At 62.7% G+C, this 9,785-nt stretch carries 10 protein-coding genes and 1 tRNA gene; 7 read left to right on the plus strand and 4 right to left on the minus strand.

Features of this window, described 5'->3' with window-relative positions; all coding sequences use genetic code 11:
* Nucleotides 1–57: 57 nt before the first annotated feature.
* Nucleotides 58–960: a GGDEF domain-containing protein gene (locus ACZ9XP_RS13620; RefSeq protein ID WP_147689179.1), complete on the plus strand. Its 903-nt coding sequence runs from the start codon at nt 58–60 to the stop codon at nt 958–960.
* 29 nt (nt 961–989) lie between these two features.
* Here the strand turns inward: ACZ9XP_RS13620 and ACZ9XP_RS13625 are convergent, their stop codons facing one another.
* Nucleotides 990–1,859 (minus strand): Rossmann-like and DUF2520 domain-containing protein, encoded by an 870-nt coding sequence (locus tag ACZ9XP_RS13625; protein WP_147689178.1) that lies wholly within the window; start codon nt 1,857–1,859, stop codon nt 990–992.
* A 161-nt stretch (nt 1,860–2,020) separates the two neighbouring features.
* On the opposite strand from ACZ9XP_RS13625, the gene ACZ9XP_RS13630 reads away from it, so the two are divergent.
* Entirely contained in the window at nt 2,021–2,590 is a 570-nt protein-coding gene (locus tag ACZ9XP_RS13630; RefSeq protein WP_147689177.1) for a LemA family protein, read from the plus strand.
* A complete protein-coding gene (locus ACZ9XP_RS13635; protein WP_147689176.1) occupies nt 2,571–3,464 on the plus strand; it encodes a hypothetical protein in 894 nt (297 codons plus the stop codon). The genes ACZ9XP_RS13630 and ACZ9XP_RS13635 overlap by 20 nt, the downstream gene beginning before the upstream one ends.
* Here the strand turns inward: ACZ9XP_RS13635 and ACZ9XP_RS13640 are convergent.
* Entirely contained in the window at nt 3,461–4,615 is a 1,155-nt protein-coding gene (locus ACZ9XP_RS13640; protein WP_147689175.1) for a pyridoxal phosphate-dependent aminotransferase, read from the minus strand. The genes ACZ9XP_RS13635 and ACZ9XP_RS13640 overlap by 4 nt on opposite strands.
* Nucleotides 4,616–4,770: 155 nt before the next feature.
* Here ACZ9XP_RS13640 and ACZ9XP_RS13645 point away from each other — a divergent pair.
* The 3 genes from ACZ9XP_RS13645 to ACZ9XP_RS13655 all read left to right on the plus strand — a co-directional run bounded on the left by ACZ9XP_RS13645 (nt 4,771) and on the right by ACZ9XP_RS13655 (nt 6,242).
* Nucleotides 4,771–4,860: transfer RNA gene (locus ACZ9XP_RS13645), tRNA-Ser, on the plus strand.
* Nucleotides 4,861–5,127: 267 nt separating this feature from the next.
* On the plus strand, nt 5,128–5,715 hold the full coding sequence (locus ACZ9XP_RS13650) for a helix-turn-helix domain-containing protein (protein WP_147689174.1): 588 nt from the start codon (nt 5,128–5,130) through the stop codon (nt 5,713–5,715).
* The gene (locus tag ACZ9XP_RS13655; RefSeq protein ID WP_147689173.1) at nt 5,712–6,242 is read left to right on the plus strand and encodes a GNAT family N-acetyltransferase; all 531 of its coding nucleotides are present in this window, start codon (nt 5,712–5,714) and stop codon (nt 6,240–6,242) included. Before ACZ9XP_RS13650 ends, ACZ9XP_RS13655 begins: the two co-directional genes overlap by 4 nt.
* Nucleotides 6,243–6,357: 115 nt before the next feature.
* Here ACZ9XP_RS13655 and ACZ9XP_RS13660 read toward each other — a convergent pair whose 3' ends face one another.
* Nucleotides 6,358–7,329 carry a hypothetical protein gene (locus tag ACZ9XP_RS13660; protein ID WP_147689172.1) on the minus strand — a complete coding sequence of 324 codons (972 nt, stop codon included), beginning with the start codon at nt 7,327–7,329 and terminating at the stop codon, nt 6,358–6,360.
* A gap of 328 nt (nt 7,330–7,657) precedes the next feature.
* Here ACZ9XP_RS13660 and ACZ9XP_RS13665 point away from each other — a divergent pair, with 328 nt between their 5' ends.
* The gene (locus ACZ9XP_RS13665; RefSeq protein WP_170253782.1) at nt 7,658–8,848 is read left to right on the plus strand and encodes an alpha/beta fold hydrolase; all 1,191 of its coding nucleotides are present in this window, start codon (nt 7,658–7,660) and stop codon (nt 8,846–8,848) included.
* Here ACZ9XP_RS13665 and ACZ9XP_RS13670 read toward each other — a convergent pair.
* Entirely contained in the window at nt 8,812–9,705 is an 894-nt protein-coding gene (locus tag ACZ9XP_RS13670; protein ID WP_147689171.1) for a LysR family transcriptional regulator, read from the minus strand. The genes ACZ9XP_RS13665 and ACZ9XP_RS13670 overlap by 37 nt on opposite strands.
* Nucleotides 9,706–9,785: the final 80 nt, after the last annotated feature.

Consider the following 9,785-nt stretch of genomic DNA (forward strand, 5'->3'; position numbering starts at 1 on the left):
TGGCTGCAGTTCACTGTTAAAGCACTACTATAAAGACAGAGACTGCGAAAGCCTGCCATGCCCAACACCTTGCAAACCGACCATATCCAGCAACTACAAACCCTGTATCAGGGCAGCGAGCTACTGGTAGCCCTGTTCGACGCCAGCGACACGCTACGCTACGCCAACCCGGCCTTCCGCCAAGCCTACCACCTGGCGGATAGTGCCATGCCCACCTGGGTACAGCTGATGCGGGATAACTACGCAGGGCAAACCGGCACCCTCATCCGTACCCCGGACTTCGACACCTGGCTGGGCTCGGCGCTATCGCGGCGTGGCAAGCAATCCTATCGCATGCTGGAAAGCGACCTGCACGACGGCCGCTGGATACTGATGACCGAAACGGTCAATGAAGCCGGTTGGATGCTGTGTACAGCGGTAGACATCAGCAAGCTGGCAGCGGGCGAGCGCAGCCTGCGTACCGCGCGCGACCTGGCCCTGCGTGCCGCCAGCACCGACGAGCTGACCGGGCTGAGCAACCGCCGCCACATCCTGGCACTGATGGAAGCCCAGCTGGTACGGCCGGGCACACACTGCGTGGCCATCCTGGATATCGACTTTTTCAAACAGATCAACGATCGCCACGGCCACCCGTTTGGCGACCTGGTCCTAATGGATTTTGCCCGCTACCTGCAAAGCCAGCTGCGTCGTAGCGATGGCGTAGGCCGCCTGGGCGGAGAGGAGTTCATGCTGGTACTGCCGGATACCGCACTGACACAAGCCAGCCAGCTATTACAGCATCTGCTCGGCGGCCTGCTGCAACCGCGGCTTATCGGTGAACAAAGCCATTTCAGCTATAGCTGCTCAGGGGGGCTGACCCAGCTACTGGCTGACGATAGCGTGCAATCCGCCTACCACCGCGCCGATGCCGCGCTGTACCGCGCCAAACAAAACGGCCGGCAACGGCTGGAAACCGGCTAGGTCGCGCCAGGCTCAGCCTGGCCAATCACCTAACCAGCGCCAAGCCCGCTCTCGCGCAATGCACCCAAGACCGATGCATGCTGCGCATCATCCAGCCGCCCTGCCGCCAGACCCAGCGTTGCCGTACCCAGTGCACAATACAGCGCATCCTGCTGCGGGCTCATCACGGCGCGGTGGCGCCTTACCGTGTCGGCATCGCCGCGTGCAATCGGGCCTGTCAGGGCGTTGGCCGGCCCCAGCGCCAGGCTGTTGGCCAGCGTTTTCTGCATCAGGTCACCCAGCAGCACCTGGGCATCCTGCGCGCCAATCCCCGCCCTGCCCGCCAGCTGCTGCGCCAGCGCATGCAGCGTTACCAGGTAGTTTGATGCCACAGCCAAGGCCGCGTGGTACGCCAGCTTGCCACCAGGCGCCAGCAAAAACGGCTGGCCGCCAATGGCTATTGCCAGATCCTGCAGGCAGGCAAAGGTGCGCTCGTCGCCCTCCAGCGCACAGCGCGTACCGGCGAAGCTGGCCACTGCCCGCGCCGGCTCGGCAAACGAAAACGCCGGGTGCAGGCTGGCGCAATACGCCCCGCGTGCGGCCAGCGGGGCTAGCAAAGCCGCCTCGCACGCGCCGCTGGCGTGAAACACCACCTGGCCGGCAGCCACCCGGCCGCTATCCGCCAGCATCGCCGCTACCGGTGCAATCTGCCCGTCAGGCACCGCCAGCAGGGTTAATAGCGCGGGTTGCACGCCGTGCAGGCTGGCCAGCGGTACGCCTTGCCCGATAAAGTCGCACGCCGCCTGAGCCGACGCCTGGCTGCGACAATACACACTGCCAATGCGGTAGCCTGCCTGCGCAGCCAGGCGGCCAATACTCTGGCCCAGACGGCCAGCACCAATAATGTTTAATGTTTGCATCTTGTTTTCCCGGGCTACCCAGTACGCTGGGCAAGATGATTTTGCATAAAGCATAAACCAGCCCGCCAGGTCTCGATAAACCACCATAAGAACCACGCGCTGCGCATCTCCCGCCAGCAGCGCTACAATACGTCGCTGCTGCTCACAGAAAGGTCCAGCCCATGCCGTTTATCCTGTTTATTGCTGCCTGCCTCGTGGTCCTTTTTTACGGGGTCATGCTCTACAACGGCTTGGTACGCCTGAAGCACGAAGTCAGTAAATGCTGGGCCAATATCGATGTACTGCTGAAACAGCGCCACGAGGAGCTCCCCAAGCTGGTAGACGTGTGCCGTCACTACAGCCAGTTTGAGCAAGCCACCCTGACCCAGGTCATGGAAGCCCGCGCCATGCTGTCCGAGGCGGCACGCACGGCCAACGTTGGCCGCATTGGCGAGCTGGAAGGCCAGCTGCGCAGCCTCACCGGCCAGATCTTTGCCGTGGCCGAAGCCTACCCGGCGCTCCAGGCCGACGCCCAGTTCAGCCACCTGGCACAACGCATTACCCAGCTGGAAGACAGCATTGCCGACCGGCGCGAACTCTATAACGAAGCCGTGAACCTGAACAACGTACGCATCGAGCAGTTTCCCGATGTCGTCGTCGCCAGCCTGTTCAGTTTTCGCCCGGCGCGGCCACTACGCTTTGCCGAAGCCGAAAAGCGCGACGTAGACGTGAATGCGCTTTTCCAGCGCTAGCCAGCTGCTATACGGCTGGCACAGCCTGGCGCTCTACCTGCTGGCCGTGCCGCTAGGACAGCTCGCCCCGCCAAGCCAGCCTTGGCTCGCCCCGCTGGCCACCGGCAGCCTGGCCCTGTTGCTGTGGTGGTGGCAGTACCGCCGCTACCGTTTCGTGGCCGACACCCCCACCAGCCGCAGCGCCGCACCGGTACAAGGCTATGGCGAATTCTACGGCCAGGCCCGTGCGCTGGCCGGCACGCCCCTGCTCACCCCCTACGGGCTGATGCGTTGCGTCTGGTACCGCGCCAGCCGCCAGCGCCGTGACGACCGCCACGGCAGCCTGCCAGGCGGCAATCAACGCCATACCAGCCAGAGCGCCCTGCTACTGCAGCTGGATAAAGGCCAGCTGGTGATCGAGCCGGAAGGCGCACACGTCGATGCCCTGCACCAGCGGCAATGGCAAGACGAACAGTACCAATACCAGGAAAGCTGGATCGCAGACGGCGACCCGCTCTACGCCCTGGGCAGTGTCACCACCCACGCCGGCCCGCCCGGCCAACAAGCCTGGCGTGACGACCTGCAGCTGCTGCTCAACGAGTGGAAAGCCGACCGCGCCAGCCTGCTGCAGCGCTTCGACCGCAATGGCAACGGCCAGCTGGAGCCGGACGAATGGGAAGCCGTGCGCCAGGCCGCGCACCACACCATCAACCAGCAGCACCGCGAGCTGGCCGCCATCCCGCCCAGCCACCACCTGCGCCGCCCTGGCGACACACGCCCGTTCATACTGAGCTGGCGCGCCCCTGCCGCGCTGGCCAGACAACAACGCCTGCTCGCCTGGTGCCACGCCGCTATCGCGCTCGCCGCCGGCGTATGGCTGGCACAGCCGGGCTAGCCGCTTACCTGTGCCATGCGCGCCACCGCCTCGGCCAGACGCGCCACCCCGGTGGTGTACGCCACCCGCACATAGCGCCCGGCCTGATGCTGGCCAAAATCCGCCCCCGGCGTAATCGCCACCTGCACCTCATCCAGCACACGCTGGCAGTAGGCAAAGCTGTCATCCGTGACCGCCGACACGTCCGCGTACACATAAAATGCCCCGTCAGGCTGTGCCGGAATGCGCCAGCCCAGCTGCGGCAGCGCCTGCAGCAGATAGTCGCGGCGGCGGCCAAACTCGGCACGACGCGCCTCCAACTCGGCCAGCACCGCTGGTTGAAACGCCGCCAGCGCCGCGTACTGCGCCGCCGATGGCGCACACAAAAACAGGTTCTGCGCCAGGCGCAGTGCCGGCTCCACATAGGCGTCAGGTACCACCAGCCAGCCCAGGCGCCAGCCGGTCATCTGGAAATACTTGGAAAAGCTGTTGATCACAAAAGCATCATCCGCCAGCCCCAGCGCCGTAAACGGCGCCGTGTCGTAGCACAAGCCCTGATAAATCTCGTCCACGATCAGTGCACCGCCGTGCGCACGACACACACCGGCCAATCCGGCCAACTCGTCCGGCCTCAGCATGGTACCCGTCGGGTTGGCCGGCGTGGCCACCATCGCCGCCACCGTATTAGCCTGCCAATGCGCCTCAGCCTGTGCGGCCAACAGCTGGAAGCGCGTCTCTGCCCCCACCGGCACCGCCTGCGGCTGCCCGCCCAGCAGGCTGACAAAATGGCGGTTGCACGGGTAAGTCGGGTCTGCCATCAGCACCCCGTCGCCCTCGTCTACCAGCAACGACAGCGCAATCTGCAGCGCACCGGATGCGCCGGGCGTAACGATAATGCGCTGCGGCGCCACCGTGACACCAAACTGGCTGGCGTAATGGCTGGCAATCGCCTCGCGCAGCTGCGGCAGCCCCTGCGCGGCGGTATAGAAGGTATGGCCACCGGCCAGCGCCGCCCGCCCCGCCTCGACGATTGCCTGCGGGGTGGCAAAATCCGGCTCGCCGATTTCCAGGTGAATCACATCATGCCCCGCTGCCTGCAAGGCGCGGGCCTTTTCCAGGATGGCCATCACCTGAAACGGGGCGATGGCATCCAGCCGTCTGGAGAGTTTCACTACTGCTGTCCCTTTGCATGTACGGGCCTGTACGGCCTCTATCGAACAGGCAGTATGCCGCAGCCACGGCGGCGGCGGCAGGCTTGGCAAAAAAATGCATGGGTAACAGTTGACAGCCCCACAGGCGCTACCTATAATCCGCAGCCTACTGAGTCGGAGAGGTGGCAGAGTGGTCGAATGTACCTGACTCGAAATCAGGCGTACGTGCGAGCGTACCGAGGGTTCGAATCCCTCCCTCTCCGCCAGTACACACAGCTAAGCCCTTGAGAAATCAAGGGCTTTTTTGTTTTTTACCCCATCATTCCTGCTGGCGGCCAGCACAGGCATGGCAGGTTAACAAGCAGCGCCCCTTTGCACCCGCCAGGCGCTGCTAGTGGCCAGACGGCTGCAGCCGACACCCCACCCGCAACCGGCCCTCAGCCCGGCACCATCCAGCCCGTACCTCCAACACGCTCTGTTGGCAAGCGACAAACTTCTTGTTTACTGGATTTGTATTCCCTTATATTGGAATAATGAATCTGGATACCCTGCTAGCCCAACGCATCCGCTCGCTACGTAAGCAGCACGGTTACGCGCTGGACACCCTTGCCGAACTGAGCGGCGTGAGCCGTTCAATGATTTCGCTGATCGAGCGCGCCGAAACCAGCGCCACGGCCATCGTGCTGAACAAGCTGGCCAACGCGCTGGGCGTCAGCCTGGCCTCGCTGTTTGCAGAAGAAAGCGCCGTGCAAGCCGCCTCGCCGCTAGCCCGCCACGACGCACAGCCAGTCTGGCAAGACCCTGCCAGCGGCTACCTGCGCCGCCAGCTGTCACCTCCAGGCGGTGACAGCCCCATCGAGTTGGCCGAGGTGACCTTCATGCCCGGCCAGAGCGTTACCTTTGATAACGCCCTGCGCAGCATGGTTACCTACCAGCAGATCTGGCTGTTATCCGGTGAAATGCACATTACGGCAGCGGGCCAGTGCTGGCAGCTACAGGCTGGCGACTGCCTGGCGATCACGCTGGGCCAGCAGATCGTCTTCCACAACCCCGCGGCCAACCCGGCACGCTATCTGGTTGCGCTGTGCGCGCAACCTTCCGCCACAGGGAAACCATCATGAGTGAGAACAAGCTGGTCAATTGCACTGCCGAGCGCCACGCCGCCGCCATTCTGGACATCTTCAACGAAGCCATCCTGAACTCCACCGCGCTGTACGACTACGCCCCCCGCCCACCTGAAAGCATGGTGAGCTGGTTTGATACCAAGCAAAAAGGCGGCTTTCCGGTGATTGGCGTGGAAGACAGCCAGGGCACACTGCTGGCGTTTGGCAGCTACGGTACCTTCCGCGCCTGGCCGGCGTTCAAGTACTCGGTGGAGCATTCGATTTATGTACACAAGGACCACCGTGGCCAGGGCCTGGGCCGCACCGTGATGCAGGCGTTGATTGCCGCCGCACGGCAAAACAATGTCCACGCCATGATCGGCGGCATCGACGCCAGCAACAGCGGCAGCATTGCCCTGCATGAACAGCTGGGATTCAGGCATGTGGCGACCTTGCCGGAGGTGGGTTTCAAGTTTGGCCGCTGGCTAGACTTGTCTTTCTACCAACTGCTGCTGGATACCCCGCACGCGCCGGTGGATGGCTAGGTGAAAACAGACAGATCCATGGGGAATGAGCCGGACAGATAGCGTCACATGGTCGGCCACCCGATAACACAGGCGACCAAGCCAGTCAGCACATACGTGCTAAAAACACGGTTTTTCAGAGCTGGGCGCGGTCGCTTTCGGCCGCAATTTCGTCCCGCAGCGCTCGTACCCACTGGTAATAGGTGTCGTCGATACGCTGCTCGTACAAGCTGCCATCCTCCCTGGATTGCTGGTAAAGCTCCGCTTCGCGCTGCTGACAAGGACCATAACAACCGCCACTGTAGGACATTTTTTCTACCTGACGCTCTCGCTTGGACCAGCCTAACCCTGTTGACGCAACATAAGACAAACGAAAGCCCTGCCCACGCTGGGCCAGTTGCACGGTAGCACTGCGCCCGCCCTCGCTACGTATCATGCTCACCGTCTCTGGCTGTACCGATGGTAGCACTTGCCAGCCAAGACGCGGTGCTGCTGCCCTGGCCGCCTTGTCCAGAATGGCAAAGGTAATCAGCTCGCCGTCGCTGCGCAGCAGGTTGGCCGCAAACACATCGGCCCAGGTTTGCGCCAAGGCGGCATTACCCGCCAGCTGTAGCTGTCTGGCTAGCGGCATGACCCAACGGTAGTAATGCTCATCAACCTGTTCTACGTACACAACCTGCTGGGCAAGTTGCTTGCGCGATTCTTCCCACGCTCGCCTGCAATAAGAAGAACACCCCGAAGGCATGACTTCATGGGCCGCACTATTGTCCACCACGCGCTCGAAACCCATGCCTTCAGAAGCAAGATAGCTGAGCCGGTACCCGGCGGTATCTTGTGTCATCGCGAGCGTCACCGAGCGATGACCTTCCCGCTTGAATAGCGTTATACGGCCTGGCTGGTTCTCTGTCTGTAACGTCCAGCCTTGTTGCCCGATAGCCAGGCGAGCCGCCCTGGCCAGCATGCCAGCATCGGCAGGCACGGTGCCCGGGTTATGGATAGCAGCCGTTACATCTTTCAGGGTCTGGGTAGCCGCCTGCACCGGTGCAGAGAGCAAGAACACCGCCAACAGGCAAACAGCCGTGCGGCGAAAGTCAAAAAAGGTATGCATGGTTTATCCGGTAGTAAATGGATCGCGCGCGGCTCGTTACTGACACCTTGTGGCAAAATGGGTAAAAATGCGGCAGCATGCAATGATAATGACGTATTACCTTTTGCTTCAAGCAACACGCCGACTGGCCACAAAAGAAAACCCGCCATGGGGTAGCGGGTGTGGCACAAACTGCCGAGTGATGGAGACAACACGAGGAGGATCCTCGCTTTCAGCCTAGATGCCATCTTGCTGCATTGCAACAAATATATCGCCGGCAGGCCCCACCGGCGAAACTTAGCGCCGCCCTGCTACTCCATATCCCTTTGCCTTGCCACCGCCACACACGATGAAACCCGTATTGCCTTTGCTATTGGCGCTATGCGCCACGGCCTGCACCCAAACCCGTGCCCCGGACGCGCTGCCACCACTGGGGCAAGCCGACTTTGCCAGCTATCAGGCGCAAACCCGGCAATGGCTGCAACAGCATCGCCAGTTTGTCACCGCCACCCCGCAAGACGAGCTGGCTTATAACAGCCCGCAGCAGTGGCGGCCAGCCGGCGCGCCGCGTGGTGCCATCCTGCTGGTGCATGGGCTGGGCGATTCGCCGTATTCGTTTAGCGACCTGGGCCCAGGGCTGGCCGCAGCTGGCTACCTGGTACGCAGCGTGCTGCTGCCCGGGCATGGCAGCAAACCGGCCGACCTGATGGCCGCACGCTACGAAGACTGGCAGGCACTGGTAACGCAGCAAACGACGATGTTGCAAAAAGAAGGGATGCCGGTTTACCTGGGCGGCTTTTCCACTGGTGCCAACCTGGTGATGCTGCAGGCGCAGACTGACCGCAATATTGCCGGTGTACTGCTGTTTTCACCGGCGTTCAAATCCGATAGCAGCATAGACTGGCTGGCACCGTGGGTGGCACCGATCAAGCCGTGGCTGCGCCAGCCGAACGAAGGCACACAGCAGACACCCGTGCGTTACCTGAACGTACCCACCCACGGCTTTGGCCTGTTTTACCGCAGCAGCAGCGCCGTACTGGCTGCACTGGCGGCCAAACCCTACGACAAACCGGCCTTCATGGTGTTGGCCGAACACGATTCGGTCGTAGATGTCGGCCAAGCGCGTACGCTGTTCCAGCAGCGCTTTACCCACCCCGCCAGCCGCCTGGTATGGTACGGCCGCCAGGCACCGGCCAGTAGCGATACGCGCCAGCTGTGGCAAAGCGACTACCTGCCGCAACAGCGCATCAGCCAGTTTTCGCACATGAGCGTGCTGTTCTCGCCCGACAACCCGCTGTACGGGCAAGACGGCAGCCTGCGCATGTGCCGAAACGGCCAAGAGGATGCCGAGGTCGCCGCCTGCCAGCGTGGTGCCACCGTGTGGTATAGCGACTGGGGTTACCGCGAACCGGGCAAAGTCCACGCCCGCCTGACGTTCAATCCGTATTTTGACTGGCAGCTGGGCGTCGCCCGTAGCGTGCTGCAGGCCGCCCAGCCTCCCACTCAAACCACCCTGGCGGCTTCGTCCACTAGCCACTGATACAGCTGGCGCACCATCGGTGCGCGCGTGTCACCCTCTGCACGGGCTATCCACCATTGCTGCCAAGGCTGCGCCGGGTAGCCCGCCACCGCCTGCAGCCTGCCGACAGCCATGGCGTCGGCCACCTGCCAGCGCGATAGCCAAGCCACGCCCAGGCCACGCTCGGCGGCGTCCTGCAGCAAGCGGGCATCATCCAGAATCAAGCTACGCTGGAAGCCGGCCAGCATCGCCGGGAGTGCCTCGTGGCCGCTACCGGCCGTCAGTGTGCGCTCCAGACACAGCAGGCTGGCGTGGACGGCGTGCTCGGTCGGCGGCAAACCAGCCAGCCGTTGCGCCAGCGCCGGGCTGGCTACCAGCAGCTGTTCGTCCTGCAACCACGGCAGCTCCAGCAAGCCGGGCTGCTGCAAAGGCCGCGCCACGATATTGATATCCACGTCCAGTTCGTCCACATAGCGCGCCGTCTCATCAGTGGACAACAGCGGACACACGCCTGGCAGTGCCTGCTGCAATGCGGCCAACCTGGGCAATAACCAGCCCTGCTGTAGCGGCGCCGGGCACACCAGCACCACCAGACCTGGGTCAAGATAGGTGCCGATGCGCGCCAGCCCGCTCTTCAGCGCGTCCAGCGAAAGCTGCACGCTACGCAACAGCACCTCTCCCGCCACCGTCAGCTCTACGCCGCGCCCTACCCGGCTAAACAGCGGCTGACCAAGCTGTTCTTCCAGCTGCTGTATCTGGTGGCTAATAGCGGACTGCGACAGGTACAGCTCTTCGGCCGCACGGGAAAAACTACCCAGCCTGGCTGCAGCCTCGAAGCCGCTAAGCAGACGTAACGACGGAATACGTGGCTTGTTCATATGAGAAAACCTGGTCAATACCCGCAATAAACATCAATTTTTCTAAATTCATGCTAGCGCCACAATACGCCCATCACAAC

The sequence above is a fragment of the Vogesella perlucida genome, from assembly GCF_979366545.1.

What these genes read in the sequence shown, in the direction of transcription:
- ACZ9XP_RS13635 (WP_147689176.1), top strand. Translation starts at nt 2,571, where the DNA reads ATGCGCTTTTCCAGCGCTAGCCAGCTGCTATACGGCTGGCACAGCCTG.
- ACZ9XP_RS13660 (WP_147689172.1), bottom strand. Translation starts at nt 7,329, where the DNA reads ATGCATACCTTTTTTGACTTTCGCCGCACGGCTGTTTGCCTGTTGGCG.
- ACZ9XP_RS13665 (WP_170253782.1), top strand. Translation starts at nt 7,658, where the DNA reads ATGAAACCCGTATTGCCTTTGCTATTGGCGCTATGCGCCACGGCCTGC.
- ACZ9XP_RS13655 (WP_147689173.1), top strand. Translation starts at nt 5,712, where the DNA reads ATGAGTGAGAACAAGCTGGTCAATTGCACTGCCGAGCGCCACGCCGCC.
- ACZ9XP_RS13670 (WP_147689171.1), bottom strand. Translation starts at nt 9,705, where the DNA reads ATGAACAAGCCACGTATTCCGTCGTTACGTCTGCTTAGCGGCTTCGAG.
- ACZ9XP_RS13625 (WP_147689178.1), bottom strand. Translation starts at nt 1,859, where the DNA reads ATGCAAACATTAAACATTATTGGTGCTGGCCGTCTGGGCCAGAGTATT.
- ACZ9XP_RS13620 (WP_147689179.1), top strand. Translation starts at nt 58, where the DNA reads ATGCCCAACACCTTGCAAACCGACCATATCCAGCAACTACAAACCCTG.
- ACZ9XP_RS13650 (WP_147689174.1), top strand. Translation starts at nt 5,128, where the DNA reads ATGAATCTGGATACCCTGCTAGCCCAACGCATCCGCTCGCTACGTAAG.
- ACZ9XP_RS13630 (WP_147689177.1), top strand. Translation starts at nt 2,021, where the DNA reads ATGCCGTTTATCCTGTTTATTGCTGCCTGCCTCGTGGTCCTTTTTTAC.